9 protein-coding genes are annotated in these 13,846 nt (G+C 72.4%); 7 read left to right on the forward strand and 2 right to left on the reverse strand.

Going from position 1 to position 13,846, the window contains the following annotated elements:
- The first annotated feature begins 81 nt into the window (after positions 1-81).
- The 3 genes from ACFYZE_RS18295 (at position 82) to ACFYZE_RS18305 (ending at position 2,969) form a co-directional block, all read left to right on the forward strand.
- On the forward strand, positions 82-1,020 hold the full coding sequence (locus tag ACFYZE_RS18295; RefSeq protein WP_388994572.1) for an ABC transporter ATP-binding protein: 939 nt from the start codon (positions 82-84) through the stop codon (positions 1,018-1,020).
- Positions 1,017-1,832: an ABC transporter permease gene (locus tag ACFYZE_RS18300; RefSeq protein ID WP_388994575.1), complete on the forward strand. Its 816-nt coding sequence runs from the start codon at positions 1,017-1,019 to the stop codon at positions 1,830-1,832. Before ACFYZE_RS18295 ends, ACFYZE_RS18300 begins: the two co-directional genes overlap by 4 nt.
- Before the next feature lie 117 nt (positions 1,833-1,949).
- Positions 1,950-2,969, forward strand: a complete 1,020-nt coding sequence (locus ACFYZE_RS18305; RefSeq protein WP_388994578.1) for an LLM class flavin-dependent oxidoreductase — start codon at positions 1,950-1,952, stop codon at positions 2,967-2,969.
- A 23-nt stretch (positions 2,970-2,992) separates the two neighbouring features.
- Here the strand turns inward: ACFYZE_RS18305 and efeB are convergent, their stop codons facing one another.
- Both efeB and efeU read right to left on the reverse strand, forming a co-directional pair.
- Positions 2,993-4,273, reverse strand: coding sequence for an iron uptake transporter deferrochelatase/peroxidase subunit (efeB, locus tag ACFYZE_RS18310; RefSeq protein ID WP_388994581.1), 1,281 nt, complete (start codon positions 4,271-4,273; stop codon positions 2,993-2,995).
- Positions 4,274-4,341: 68 nt separating this feature from the next.
- Positions 4,342-6,462, reverse strand: coding sequence for an iron uptake transporter permease EfeU (gene efeU, locus ACFYZE_RS18315; protein ID WP_388994583.1), 2,121 nt, complete (start codon positions 6,460-6,462; stop codon positions 4,342-4,344).
- Positions 6,463-6,709: 247 nt separating this feature from the next.
- Here efeU and ACFYZE_RS18320 point away from each other — a divergent pair, with 247 nt between their 5' ends.
- The 4 genes from ACFYZE_RS18320 (at position 6,710) to ACFYZE_RS18335 (ending at position 13,846) form a co-directional block, all read left to right on the forward strand.
- Positions 6,710-7,660 (forward strand): TauD/TfdA dioxygenase family protein, encoded by a 951-nt coding sequence (locus tag ACFYZE_RS18320; RefSeq protein ID WP_388994586.1) that lies wholly within the window; start codon positions 6,710-6,712, stop codon positions 7,658-7,660.
- 249 nt (positions 7,661-7,909) lie between these two features.
- Entirely contained in the window at positions 7,910-9,835 is a 1,926-nt protein-coding gene (locus tag ACFYZE_RS18325; RefSeq protein ID WP_388994589.1) for an AMP-dependent synthetase/ligase, read from the forward strand.
- Positions 9,836-9,934: 99 nt separating this feature from the next.
- Positions 9,935-12,442, forward strand: a complete 2,508-nt coding sequence (locus tag ACFYZE_RS18330; RefSeq protein ID WP_388994592.1) for a SpoIIE family protein phosphatase — start codon at positions 9,935-9,937, stop codon at positions 12,440-12,442.
- Positions 12,443-12,586: 144 nt separating this feature from the next.
- Complete coding sequence (locus tag ACFYZE_RS18335) at positions 12,587-13,846, forward strand: DUF4032 domain-containing protein (protein ID WP_388994595.1); 1,260 nt, start codon at positions 12,587-12,589, stop codon at positions 13,844-13,846.

The raw sequence follows: 13,846 nt of genomic DNA on the forward strand, positions 1-13,846 counted from the left end.
CACCGACGGCGGAGGCGGTCCGGCATCCGGCCGGAGCAGTCCCGCGCGACAGCCGGGCGCGCTCGTACGAGGGTGGAGGGCATGATCGAGGCCCATTCCCTCACCAAGCGCTTCGGCGAGCGCACCGCCGTCGACAACCTGAGCTTCACCGTGCGGCCCGGCATCGTGACCGGGTTCCTCGGGCCGAACGGCGCCGGCAAGTCCACGACCATGCGGATGCTGCTGGGGCTGGACGCGCCCACCTCCGGCCGGGCGGTGGTCAACGGCAGGAACTACGCCGATCACCGGGCGCCCCTGCACGAGGTGGGGGCCATGCTGGAGGCGCGCTCGGTGCACACCGGGCGCAGCGCCTACCACCACTTGCTGGCGCTCGCCGCGACCCACGGGATCACCCGGCGCCGAGTCGAGGAAGTCATCGACCTGGTCGGGCTGCGCGCGGTGGCACGGCAACGGGTCGGCGCCTTCTCCCTGGGCATGGGGCAGCGTCTCGGCATCGCCGGGGCGCTGCTCGGCGACCCGGCGACGGTGATCCTCGACGAGCCGGTCAACGGCCTCGATCCGGAGGGGATCCGCTGGATCCGCGATCTGCTCAAGGGGCTGGCCGCCGAGGGGCGTACGGTCCTCGTCTCCTCGCATCTGATGTCGGAGATGGCGCTCACGGCCGAGCATCTGATCGTGATCGGGCGGGGACGGCTGATCGCGGACACGTCGGTCGCGGAGTTCGTCGCGCGGGCCGCCGGCGAGGTGGTGCGGGTACGCACCGAGGAGGCGGAGCGGCTGCACCGTCTGCTGGCCGGCCCGGACGTCTCCGTCACGGCCGGGGAACCGGGCGTGCTGACGGTGACCGGGCTCGGCAGCGAGCGGATCGGGCGGATCGCGGCCGAGCACGGTATCGCGCTGGCCGAACTCACGCCGCAGCAGGCCTCGTTGGAGGAGGCGTTCATGCAACTGACCGGGGACGCCGCGGAGTACCGGACACCGGCGGCTCACCTGGTCGGCGCGGAAGGACGTGCGGCATGACGACGGCATCGGTGATTCCCGCGGCGGAACGGGGTGAGGTCACCCAGCTGCGGGTGATCCGCTCGGAGTGGATCAAGCTGCGGTCACTGCGCTCCACCCTGTTCACGCTCCTCGCAGCCGTCGTCGCGATGGTCGGACTCGGCTGTGTGTTCAGCTACTTCACCGCCCACCGCTGGGACGAGCTGCCACCGCAGGAGCGGCTCGCCTTCGATCCGACGCTGGTCAGTCTGCGCGGCTTCTTCCTGGCTCAGCTTGCCGTCGGCGTGCTGGGGGTTCTGGTGATGAGCGGGGAGTACGCGACGGGCATGATCCGCGCCTCGCTGGCCGCGGTGCCGCGCCGCCTCCCGGTGCTGTGGGCGAAGGTCCTGGTGTACGCGGTGGTGGCCTGGGTGCTGATGACGGGCGCCGCGCTGGCCGCGTTCCTGCTGGGTCAGGCCGCGCTCTCCGGACGTCACCTTGGAACCTCGCTGAGCGCACCGGGAGTGCTGCGCGCGGTCCTCGGCGCGGGGCTGTATCTGACGGTCGTGGGTCTGATCGGGGTGGCGCTCGGCGCGCTGATCCGCAACACGGCGGGCGGGATCGCCACCCTCTTCGGCGTCCTGCTGGTGCTTCCGGTGCTCGCCCAGGCGTTGCCGTCGTCCTGGCTCGACGCGATCAACCCGTATCTGCCGAGCACGGCGGGCCAGGGCCTCGTCCACGTCCAGCAGCAGCCGCACACCCTGACGCCGTGGGCCGGGTTCGCGGTGTTCTGCCTGTACGCGCTGGCGACGCTGGCCGGGGCGGCAGTGACGCTCCGGCGCCGCGACGCCTGATGCGGTGCACCCGGGGCGCCCTCACCGGCTCGTTCACGTGCGCGCAACGATCACCTGCGAGAATCGGGCACAGCACCGGCGTACGGCAGACATGCCACGGACACTGGAGGAAGCCCTGTGCCGCCGACCTCGCAACCGCTGCGGAAGCTGGGCTTCCTGACCATCGGCCTGTTCGACGAGGCGGATCCGGGCCCCGGTCACGAGTCGACGCTGGAGATCATCGAGCTGGGTGAGCGGCTGGGGTTCGACAGTGCGTGGGTGCGGCACCGGCATCTGCAGTACGGCATATCCTCGCCCGTCGCCGTGCTGGCGGCTGCCTCCCAGCGCACGAGCCGGATAGAGCTGGGCACCGCGGTCATCCCGCTCGGCTGGGAGAACCCGCTGCGCCTCGCCGAGGACCTGGCGACCGTCGACATCCTCTCCGGAGGCCGTCTGAACCCGGGTGTGAGCGTCGGCCCGCCGATGCACTACGAGCAGGTGAAGCGGGCGCTCCACCCGGACACCGCCGACGTCGAGGACTTCAGCTACGAACGGGTGCAGCGGCTGCTGGACTTCGTGCGCGGCAAGCCCGCCACGGACTTCAGCGGTGTCGAGGGGTTCGAGGTCTTCTCCAACCGAGTGCAGCCGCATTCCCCCGGCCTGGGCAGGCGCCTGTGGTACGGCGGCGGGAGCCTGCGCTCGGCCCAGTGGGCGGGCGAGCACGGAATGAACCTGCTCACCTCCAGCGTGGTCAAGGCGGAGGAGTCGGAGGACTTCGCCGAGGTCCAGCTCTCCCACATCCGCACGTTCCGCGCCCACCATCCGGACGGTGAGCGTGCCCGGGTCTCACAGGGGCTGGTGGTCATCCCCACCGACAGCGCCACGGCTGAGCAGCGCGCCAAGTACGAGGCGTACGCTGCGAAGCGGCTGCCGCGTACGGCGACGCCGCAGGGTCCGGCGCGGATGATGTTCGCGCCGGACCTCGTGGGAACGTCCGAGCAGATAGCGGAGCAGTTGTACGCTCACGCGGCGTTCCGTGAAGTGGACGAAGTGGCGTTCGCGCTGCCGTTCACCTTCGAGCACGATGACTACGTGCAGATCCTCACCGACATCGCCACGCGCCTGGGGCCTGCGCTGGGCTGGCGGCCGGCCGGCTGACCAGCCGGCGGCGGCGGGGGCCGTCAGGCCGACATGAGCCCCCGCCCGAGCCAGTCCGAGGAGTCCTTCACGCCGGGCAGGGCGAAGAAATAGCCGCCGCCGGTCGGGGAGATGTAGTCCACGAGGGGCTCGTCGATCAGCCGGGTCTGGGTGGCCTCGAACTGGCGCTGGACGTCCTGCTGGTAGCAGCAGAACACGAGGCCCATGTCGAGGTTGCCGACGTTGTCGACGCCCCGGTCGTAGTTGTACCCGCGACGCAGGATGCGGGAGTCGTCGGTCTTCGCGGTGCGGGGGTTGGCGAGGCGTATGTGGGCGTCGAGCGGGATCGCCGTGCCCTGCGGGTCCTTGGCGTAGTTGGGGACGTCGGTCTCCTGTGCGCCGTCCAGCGGGGCGCCGGTGTCCTTGCGGCGTCCGAACATCTTCTCCTGCTCGGTCAGCGAGACCCGGTCCCAGAACTCCACGAGCATCCGGATGATGCGGATGACCTGGTAGCTGCCGCCGGTCGCCCAGGCGGGCTCGCCCTGTCCCTCTTCGACCCAGACGAGACGGTCCATCTCCCGGGAGGAGGTGACGTCGGGGTTGGCTATCCCGTCCTTGAAGCCGAGCAGGTTGCGCTGGGCGCCGCTCGGGCGGGGGGTGTTCTGGAAGCCGTCGATGCGCCACTTGATCTGCATGGCGCCGCGGGTGTGCCGGGCGATGTCGCGCAGCGCGTGCAGCACGGTGTCCTGCCGGTTGGCGCAGATCTGCAGCGACAGGTCACCGTGGCACTCGGCCGGCTGCAGGTTGTCGTTGGGGAACGTGCGCATGGGGGTGAGACGGCGCGGTGTGGCCTTGGCGAGGCCGTAGCGGTCGTCGAACAGGGAGGCGCCGACGCCTACGGTGACGGTGAGCGCGTCGGCGGGGACCTGGGGGCCGAGGATGCCGTTGTCGGAGGGCGGCGCACCCACGCCGAGGTCCTCCGGGGTGCCGCCGGAGGTGAGGAAGCGGGCCCGCTCGGTGATCGTTCGCAGCAGGTCGGTGAGGCCCTTGCGGTCCTCGGCTATGACGTTGAAGGAGACGAAGGTGGCGGCGGCCGGGGCGGGGGTGATGATGCCCGCCTGGTGGGCGCCGTGGAAGGGGACCTTCGTGGCGTTGGCGTCGTCCGCCGCGTGCGCCTCGCCGGTGCCGGCCTGGCCGAGGGCGAGGCCGCCGCCGGCCAGGACCGCTCCCGCGGCCCCTGCGCCCAGGGCCGTCTTCACGAAGGAGCGGCGACCGTGACCGGCGGGGCAGCCGCCCTGGGGGGCGGGCGTTTCGGCGGACGGCATGGAGCGGTTCCCTTCGGCGTGTGCGTTCTCGGCTTCGGTACGGGCGTTCGCGGCGCGCTTTCGCACCATCAGGCGGACTTCCGGATCTCGAGCAGGTCCGGAACGGGGGCGAGGTCCTCGAGGAGTTGCCCGGTGGCCCCGTTCAGCCGGTCACGGGCGGTCGCGTCGAGCCGGTCGACGGGGGTCCAGGAGTCGCCGTGGTGGGCGGCGTCGAGCAGCTTCTGCATCCGGGCGATGTCCGCGTCCACGGCGGGCAGGAGGCGCGGGGCGCGGCTGGTGAGCAGCGGCCGCAGCACGGTGAGGAGTTCGCGGGTGCCGGCCAGGTTGGCGTCCGCGGTGGCCAGTTCGGTGCCGCTGCCCTGGTCGGCGTGGCCGGTGAGCTCGAACTGGAGCGTGTTCTCCAGGATCTCGTGGGCGCGCAGGGGCAGGTCGCCAGGGTCGAAGGTCTGGGTGGGGAACGCCTTCCGCAGTCCCGCGGCGTCGTCGGCGAGCTGCTGGGCGGGGGCCTTGAGCCGGTCCGGGGACTGGCCGTGCCACAGCCCGTACTCCAGGCGGTGGAAGCCGGTGAAGCCGTTGTCGTTCACCCCGCCGGGCAGGCCGTCGGGGCGGCCGTTGATCTTCTGGTCGTAGTCCTCGAATGTGCCGTAGGCGGCGCCGAGCGAGGAGTAGGTGCGGTGGGCGGTCAGCCAGTCGGCGCGGGCCGCGTCGAGGTGGCCCGCGCCGATGTCGTCGCTGAGCTCGCGGGTCTGGGTGACGAGGGTGGCCAGGCCCTGTTCGACGTACGTCCTGTACGCGGCCAGGGGCGCGGCGAGGTCCTTCTCGGAGACGGGGACGACGGCCTTGGCGCCGGCGCCGCCGCTCACGCGGACCGCCTTGGAGGTGACGGCCCTGCCGCCGGTGGGCACACAGCGCCAGGCGTAGCTGCCGCCCGCGACGGTGGCGACGAGGTCGCGCGTGGTGCCGGGGGCGAGGCCCTCGATCTCGCCGTACACCGCGTTGCTGGCCGGGTCGACCAGGTACACCTCGGAGGTCTTGTCGCCGGTGTTGTGCATCTGGAAGGTCTGCCGGCCGGGCTCGGGCGCGGTGAAGCCCTTGCCGCACTCGGTCTCGGAGACGGCGACGGTCTGGGTGCCGACCGGCTTGGAGCCGCTGAGGGCGACGACCAGCCCGGCGACGACGGAGGGGACGGCGACGACGGCGACGGGGACGGCCCAGACGGGGCGGCGGCGGACCGGAGTGGCGGACGCGGTCCGCGGTGCCTCGGCGGCCGGCCCGGGCTGCTCCTCCTGCGCCTTGCCGTCCTCCTTCCCCTTCGCTTTCGCTGCGGGCTTCGCCCGGTCGGCCGCCGCGGGCCTCGACCGGGTGGCCGGGGTCCCGGCCCCGCGCACGCCTCGTACGAACAGCGTCATCACCACGGCGAGGTATCCGGCGTAGGCGACAGCCTGCAGCCACGTCATCGTCGGCGTCAGGTTGAACACCCCCTGGATGAGGGTGCTGTACCAGGAGCCCGCGTCGACGCTGCCGCCGAGGTCCACGGCATAGGCGGTGCCGCCGGGCAGGACCCCGCCCTCCTGCAGGTCGCGCAGGCCGTAGCCCAGCACTCCGGCGGCTATCACGATGAGGACGGCGCCGGTCGCGGTGAAGAACCTGGTCAGGTTGATCTTCAGGACGCGGCGGTACAGACCCCAGCACAGGCCGGCCGCCAGGACGAGGCCGATGCCGGCGCCCGCCATCGGACCCGCGGACTCCCCGGCCGCGCGCGCCGTGGTCCACAGGAACAGGGCCGTCTCCAGGCCCTCGCGGCCCACCGCGAGGAACGAGGTGAGGACCAGCATGCCCGCGCCCATCGCGAGCGCGCCGGTGACCTTCTCCTTGATCTCGCCGGAGAGGCTGCGGGCCGAGCGGCGCATCCAGAAGACCATCGCGGTGACGAACGCGACGGCGATCACGCTGAGAGTGCCGCCGAACGCCTCCTGGGCGGTCGCGGACAGCGACGCGGCGGTGAACGTCAGCACCGCGCCGAAGCTCATCGCGAGCGCGATCGCGGCGAGGACACCGGTCCACACCTGGGGCAGCCGGGACTTGGCACCCGCTCTCACGAGGGTCGCGACGAGGATGGAGACGATGAGTCCGCCTTCGAGCCCTTCCCTCAGTCCGATGAGAAAGCTCGGAAACGCGTCATCCCACATGCGGCCCTCCCCGGCACGCCCCCCGCCGTCGGTCGCGCAGGTTAGCGAAGGCATGCCTTACCAATGCCGAACCATCATGACGACCGCTGTGTCGCCAATTGCCCATGGGACGGTAATGGGACGGCAAAAGGACCGACGTGGCGAGGGCTGAAGGGTCACTCGTAGGCAGCCCGTGTGATCTTTCGCACGAGCCGGGGACGGGGGATGCTTGCCCGTGAGGTCCTGACCCACCGCGGACGGAGCCCGTATGACGACGGACAGTGGTACCGAGGTCGAGGTGAGGCCCGTCGCGGGCCACATCGGCGCCGAGATCACCGGGGTCGACCTGGCCGGCGACCTGCCGGACGCGGCGGTCTGCGCGATCAGGTCGGCCGTGCTGCGCTGGAAGGTGGTGTTCTTCCGGGACCAGAAACTGGACCACACGGCGCACGTCGCGCTCGCCCGCCGGTTCGGCGAGCCCGTCGTCCTGGGCAGGCGCGGCAGCGCCTCACCGCCGGACTTCCCGGAGGTGGAGACCACGGCCGACCGGCTGGAACTGGGCGGGCGCTACGGCATGGACCACGACGAGTGGCTGCGGCGCAGGCGCCACTCGCTGCTGCGGGGATGGCACTGCGATCACGGGGCACGCGTCGATCCGCCGGCCGCGACCATCCTGCGCGCCGAGAGCGTGCCCCCGTACGGCGGGGACACCCAGTGGTCCAACCTCGCCGCCGCCTACGCGGGTCTGTCGGAACCCGTCCGACGTTTCGTCGACGGCCTGCGCGCCGAGCACCGGCTCGGCGTCGGGTACCAGCCGCGGCCCGGCGACGACGCCTACGTGCGTCATCTGCTGGACCACCAGGTGGCCACGGAGCATCCGCTGGTGCGGGTCCACCCGGAGACGGGCGAACGGGTGCTGTTCGTCAACGGCTACTACGTGGAGCAGATCCTCGGCCTGTCACGGGCGGAGAGCGCGCACATCCTGGAGATGCTCCTGGAGCAGGCCACGCGCCCGGAGTACACGGCCCGTTTCCGCTGGGAGGCCGGCAGCGTGGCCTTCTGGGACAACCGGGCCACCGTCCATCTGGCCCCGAGCGATCTCGTCACCCCAGGGCATCCCCGGATCATGCACCGGGTGATGCTCGCCGGGAACGTCCCGGTCGGCCCGGACGGCCGGCCCTCGGCCCCGATCACCGGTACGGAACCCGGCCGCTGGTGACGCCACGGCATCCGGCGTGGGGGCCGCCCGCGGCAGGGCACGGCGGCACTCGGCAACGACGCGCACAGAGCGCGACCGCACCAGGCGAGGACCCGCCCCGGTTCGCCGCCGCTCCACCCGGCACCGCCGGAGCGGCGGCGGGGGTTCATCGCCGTTTCCGGCACGTCCGGCTGAAACCTGGGCTACATTCGAGCACCGCCGATGCCGCATCCATCGGCGATCGAGCAGGGAAGCTTCGGGGGGCGGCGCATGCGCGACTTTGGGAACGCCCGTCCGGCCGCCCCGGGCCCGGTGTCAGGGGCCGTGATGACGGGCGGACTCGCCGACAGCGTCTTCGACACGGCGAGCCGGGATCCGGGGCTCGCCCTGGTGGCACGCCGGAGCGACGACGGCTCCTGGATCCCCATGTCGGCGGCCGGGCTACGGGACGAAGTGGTCGATCTGGCGAGGGGACTCGTCGCCTCCGGCATCCGCCCCGGCAACCGCGTGGCCATCATGGCGCGCACCCGCTACGAGTGGACTCTGCTCAGCTGCGCGCTGTGGGCGGTCGGCGCGGAGGTGGTGCCGGTCTATCCCACGTCCTCGCACGAGCAGGTCGAGTGGATCCTGAGGGACGCCGGCTGCGTCGCCGTGGTCGTCGAGGACGAGCAGGGCGTGATGACCGTGGGGTCGGTGTGCGGCTCACTGCCCCGGCTGCGCCACGTCTGGCAACTGGACGCGGGCGCGCTGGACGACCTCGTGGAGCGTGGCCGCCCGGTCCCGGCCACGACGGTCGACTCGCTGCGCCGGATCGTGCTGCCGGACTCGACCGCGATCGTCGCCTACACCTCCGGCACCAGCGGGCACCCCCGCGGGTGCGCGCTCAGCCACCGCAACCTGGCGAGCCCCTGCGACACGCTGCTGGCCGGCTGGGGGCACACCGCGGCACCGCCCGGTGAGCAGCCCTCCATCCTCGTCTTCCTGCCCTTCTCGCATGTGTACGGGCTGATGCTCCAGGCGCTGTGTCTGCGCGGCGGCATCCTCATGGGTCACGAACCCGAGCTGACCGCGGACGCCCTGGCCTCGTCGTTGCTGACGTTCCGGCCCACGTACCTGTACGCGGTGCCGTTCGTCTTCGAGAAGCTGTACAAGAAGTTCCTCCAAACCGCCCAGCAGGCGGGCCGGGGCGCCGTGTTCGAGCGGGCCGTTCGCACCGCGCAGGACTACGCGCTCGCGGCCGAGCGACACCGGCTGGGCACCGGGCCCGGCCCCGGCTTCGACCTGAGACTGCAGCACGCCCTCTACGACAAGGCCGTGTACCGCAAGCTGCGCGCAGCGCTGGGCGGGCGGGTGTGCGGGGCGGTGTCCGGCGGATCGCCGCTGAACCGCGAACTCGCCCTCTTCTTCGCGGGCATCGGCATCCTCGTCCACGACGGCTACGGGCTCACCGAGACGAGCGGAGGCATCACAGCGCAGCCGGTCGGGCGGGAGAAGTCCGGCACGGTGGGGCGCCCGCTTCCGGGTGTCGACGTACGGGTGGCAGAGGACGGGGAGATCCTGGTGCGCGGCCCGTCGGTGTTCCAGGGATATGTGGGTGACGACCACGGCACCCGCACGGCGCTGCGCGACGGCTGGCTGGCCACGGGCGACATCGGGCGGCTGGACTCCGAGGGCTATCTGTCCATCACGGGCCGCAAGAAGGAGATCATCGTCACGAGTGGCGGCAAGAGCGTGGCCCCGGCGGCGCTGGAGGAGCGGCTGCGGGTGCATCCGCTCATTCACCAGGCGGTCGTCGTGGGGGACAACCGGCCCTGCGTGGGCGCCCTGATCACCCTGGACCCGGAATTCGTGGCGCACTGGCGCGGCGCCCTGTTCACGCGCGGGGACACCCGGGGCCGGGACGCCCGGGAGGAGAACGCGCTGCGGCAGGAGATCGCGCGGGCCGTGGCCGCCGCCAACAGCACGGTCTCGCGGTCCGAGTCGATCCGGGTCTTCCGGGTGCTCCCGGAGCCGTTCGACGTCGCGAACGGGTTGCTGACGCCGTCGATGAAGCTGCGCCGGGACGCCATCGCCCGCCGGTACGCGGTCGAGATCGACGCCATGTACCAGTCGGCGGCGCGCGTTCCACGGGAGCGGCGGCCGGAGGAACTGCCCATCTGGGACGACTCCGACGATGTGTTCCGGCGCGTGCGGTGACCGCTTCCCGGCCGCCGGTCCGCCGGGATGCGCGCGCACGGCGGGGCGGCGCATGCTGACTGTGGTACGGACCCGACGGCCGGGGACGAGGGCAGACCGATGCGAGGGAGCATCGACGACACGGGCAGCGCACTCGGGACGCCGGCCACGGCGCTGACCTGCGCGGTGGTGGACACGCTGCGTTCCGTGGGCGGTCTGGCCTGCGGCGTGTATCTGCGCTCCGGCACGCCGGGTGTGCTGCGCCTGGCCGTGCTGTCCGGGCTGCCCTCGAAACTCTTCCGACCGTGGTCGCGGCTGCACCAGGACCGGCCCTTCCCCGTCGCGGACGCCTACCGACTGGGCGTGCCGGTGGTGCTCACCGACGCCACGGAGACGATGCGGCGCTATCCGCAGCTGTCCGCCGGGCTGCCGTTCCGCTTCGGCTCGGTGTACGTGCCCGTGCGCGCCGGTGCCACCACCTACGGTGTGCTGACGGTGCTGCGGCCCGTGGCGCCGTCCGCGACCGAGGCGCTGCCCGACCGGGGCCGGCTGACGGCCATAGCGGATCGGCTGGGGCACACCCTGGCCGCCTTGGAGGGGGGCGGGGATCCGGTGGTGTGGGACGGGCCGTCGCTGTGTGTACGACCCCCCGCGGCAGGCCGGCCGCAGGGCCGCATCGGGCACTTCGTGTGGAACCCGGGCGACGGGACGGTCACCACGGACGACACCTTCCGGGGGCTGGCCGCGGTTTCCGCGGACGACGTCGTGCGGTCGCCGGAGGCGCTCGCCGAAGCCGTCTCCGCCGACGACGCGCAGTTGGTGCTGTCCGCGCTGCGCGAGACGGCCGCCGGCGGCTCGCCGGTGCGGCCGTTGCGGGTGCGGGCCAAGGACGGTGGAGAGCGGCTGCTGGAGTTCTGGACGGAGGGGCCGGAGCACGGGAAGCACCGGGTGGGCGGTCTCGTCATCGATCCGGGGCCCGGCCCGGCGGCGGAGGGCGCCACGGACCTGCTCCCGGACGGGGTGTTCGCGTTCGACCGGCTGGGCCTGATCACCTACATCAACCCGCGGGCCGCCGGTCTGCTGGCGCGGCCGGCGGCGGAACTGGTCGGCCGGCCGCTGCTGGAGGCCGTGCCATGGCTGGACCGGCCCGCCTACGAGGACCATCTGCGGGCGGCGCTGCTGTCGTCGGAGCCGGTGCACTTCCAGGTCGAGCGCCCCTCGACCGGGCCGCACGGAGAGCGGGACGGCGACTGGCTCACGCTGTCCGTCTATCCCGGCCCCGACGTGGTGACCTGCCGGGTGGTGCCGCTCGGGCACACGGCGGAGGCGGCCTCGGTGGAGGAGACGGCGGCGACGACCGCCGCGGGGACGCTCGGCGCGCAGGGTGCTCTGGCCCCGGTGTACCGCCCCGTCGTGCTCGCGATCGCGCTGTCCGAGGCGCTGACCGCCCGTCAGGTGTCCGAGGTGGTGATGCGGGAACTGCTGCCCGCGTTCGGGGGACGCCATCTCGCCATCTACCTGCTGCACGAGCGGCGTCTGTATCTGGCCTGGGAGACCGGCTTCCCGGCGAGGTTCCTCGACCAGTTCGAGGGGGTCGGGCTCGAGGCCAGGCTGCCGGGCGTGGAGACGCTCACCACCGGCCGCCCCCTGTTCTTCGAGTCCATGCAGCAGCTCGAGGCGACCTATCCGGGCATTCCGCTGGACGCCCAGGTGGGCTCGCGGGCCTACCTGCCACTGATCGCCTCCGGTCGGCCGGTCGGCTCGTGCATCCTGGGTTTCGAGCGACCGCGGACCTTCAGCTCCGAGGAGCGCACGGTGCTGACCGCGCTCGCCGGGCTGATCGCTCAGGCCCTGGAGCGGGCCCGCCGCTACGACTCCGAGGCGGCCCTGGCCCGCGGTCTGCAGGAGGCCCTGTTGCCGCAGCGGCTGTCCACACACCCGCAGGTGGAGACCGCGGGCCGTTATCTGCCGGGCACGCAGGGCATGGACGTGGGCGGCGACTGGTACGACGTGGTGGAGGCCGGGGACGGTCTCGCCCTGGTCATCGGCGATGTGCAGGGGCACGGCGTGCAGGCGGCGGCCACCATGGGTCAACTGCGCAGCGCGGTGCGGGCGTTCGCGCTGAGCGACCATTCTCCGGACCAGGTGATGAGCGGGACGAACCGGTTGCTCATCGGCCTCGACCCGGGGCAGTTCGCGAGCTGCTGCTACATCCGTCTGGACCCGGCCACGGGGGCGGCGCGGGCCGCGCGGGGCGGACATCCGCAGCCGCTGCTGGGCCACCCGGACGGGCGTACGGACGTGCTGGACCTGCGGGGTGGGGTGGTGCTCGGGGTGGACCCGGAGGCCCGGTATCCGGTGACGTGGCTGCGGCTGGAACCGGGGGCTGTGCTGGCGTTGTACACGGACGGGCTGGTCGAGCGGCCCGGGGCGGACATCGACGAGGGGGTCGGTGAACTGCGTGCCACGCTGTCGCAGGAGTGGGGGGCGTCCCGCCGGCGGGCGGGGCTCACCCTGGCGGAGCTCGGGGACCGGCTCACGGACCGGGCGCGGCGCGCGGCGGACCGGCCGGACGACATCGCGCTGCTGCTTGCGGCGCGTCGGGGTGGGGGCGACGGCGCGTCGTAGCTCCGGCGCGTCGCAGGCCCGGCGCGCGGGTGGTGGGGGCTTCTTCCCGTCCAAGATCCGGGCCGCCTGTTGACTCCGGTGCCGTGCTGGTGCGGTGATGCTCCTTGGTACGTCGGCCGACCGTGAGGCGAGGACAGTTCATCGATGGCTCTGCAGATCAGCGCGACCAATCCGGAGCACCCCGCGCTCCTGCTCGAACTGCCCTGGCAGGTGCCCCTGGAGGAGTGGCCGGAGCATTACCTGGTGCCGCTGCCCCGCGGTATCTCCCGGCACGTGGTGCGCTACGCACGCGCCGGTACGGAGGTGGTGGCCGTCAAGGAGCTCGCCGAGCGGCCCGCGGTGCGCGAGTTCGAACTGCTGCGGGACCTCGACCGGCTGGGTATCCCGGCGGTGGACCCGCTCGCCGTGGTCACCGGCCGTACCGGCAAGGACGGCGAGCCCCTGGAGCCGGTGCTGATCACCCGGCATCTGCGCGGCTCGATGCCGTACCGCTCGATGTTCGAGACGACCATGCGGCCGGCGACCATGCACCGGCTGATGGACGCGCTGGCCGTGCTGCTGGTCCGTCTGCACCTGGCGGGGTTCGCGTGGGGGGACTGCTCGCTGTCCAACACCCTGTTCAGGCGCGACGCGGGCGCCTACGCCGCGTACCTGGTGGACGCCGAGACCGGCGAGCTGCACCCCCGGCTGAGCCCGGGGCAGCGGGAGTACGACCTCGATCTGGCACGCGTCAACATCAGCGGCGAGCTGCTCGACCTGGAGGCCTCCGGGGCACTGCACCCGTCCGTCGATCCGGTCGCGTTCGGCACGGAGATCTGCGAGCGGTACTCGGGTCTGTGGGACGAGCTGACCCGCACCTCCGTGTACCCGGCGGGCAAGTACCACTACATCGACCGCCGTGTCCGCCGCCTGAACGACCTCGGGTTCGACGTGGCGGAGATGCAGATCTCGCACTCCTCCAACGGTGACACCGTGACCTTCGTGCCGAAGGTCGTCGACGCCGGGCACCATCAGCGGCAACTGCTCCGGCTGACCGGCCTGGACACCGAGGAGAACCAGGCGCGGCGGCTGCTGAACGACCTGGAGAGCTGGATGGCCACCCAGGACGACTACGCGCCCGGCGATCCCCTCGCCGCCCGGCCCGAGGTGCTCGCCCACCGCTGGGTGCGGGACGTGTTCCGGCCCACCGTGCGCGCGGTGCCGCCGGAGCTGCGGGGGTCGATGGATCCGGCGGAGCTCTATCACGAGCTGCTGGAACACCGGTGGTATCTGTCCGAGCGGGCCCAGCACGACATCGGTCTGGACGTCGCCGTGAAGGACTACGTGGACAACATCCTGCCCAGGGTCCGCGAGACGCTGGCCGATCCGCAGGAAGAGGAGGACGGTCCCGTTCGACCCTCCTGA

The sequence above is a fragment of the Streptomyces sp. NPDC001796 genome (assembly GCF_042892355.1).
Classification (GTDB): domain Bacteria; phylum Actinomycetota; class Actinomycetes; order Streptomycetales; family Streptomycetaceae; genus Streptomyces.

What these genes read in the sequence shown, in the direction of transcription:
- ACFYZE_RS18330 (WP_388994592.1), top strand. Translation starts at nt 9,935, where the DNA reads ATGCGAGGGAGCATCGACGACACGGGCAGCGCACTCGGGACGCCGGCC.
- ACFYZE_RS18300 (WP_388994575.1), top strand. Translation starts at nt 1,017, where the DNA reads ATGACGACGGCATCGGTGATTCCCGCGGCGGAACGGGGTGAGGTCACC.
- efeU (WP_388994583.1), bottom strand. Translation starts at nt 6,462, where the DNA reads ATGTGGGATGACGCGTTTCCGAGCTTTCTCATCGGACTGAGGGAAGGG.
- ACFYZE_RS18325 (WP_388994589.1), top strand. Translation starts at nt 7,910, where the DNA reads ATGCGCGACTTTGGGAACGCCCGTCCGGCCGCCCCGGGCCCGGTGTCA.
- efeB (WP_388994581.1), bottom strand. Translation starts at nt 4,273, where the DNA reads ATGCCGTCCGCCGAAACGCCCGCCCCCCAGGGCGGCTGCCCCGCCGGT.
- ACFYZE_RS18335 (WP_388994595.1), top strand. Translation starts at nt 12,587, where the DNA reads ATGGCTCTGCAGATCAGCGCGACCAATCCGGAGCACCCCGCGCTCCTG.
- ACFYZE_RS18295 (WP_388994572.1), top strand. Translation starts at nt 82, where the DNA reads ATGATCGAGGCCCATTCCCTCACCAAGCGCTTCGGCGAGCGCACCGCC.
- ACFYZE_RS18320 (WP_388994586.1), top strand. Translation starts at nt 6,710, where the DNA reads ATGACGACGGACAGTGGTACCGAGGTCGAGGTGAGGCCCGTCGCGGGC.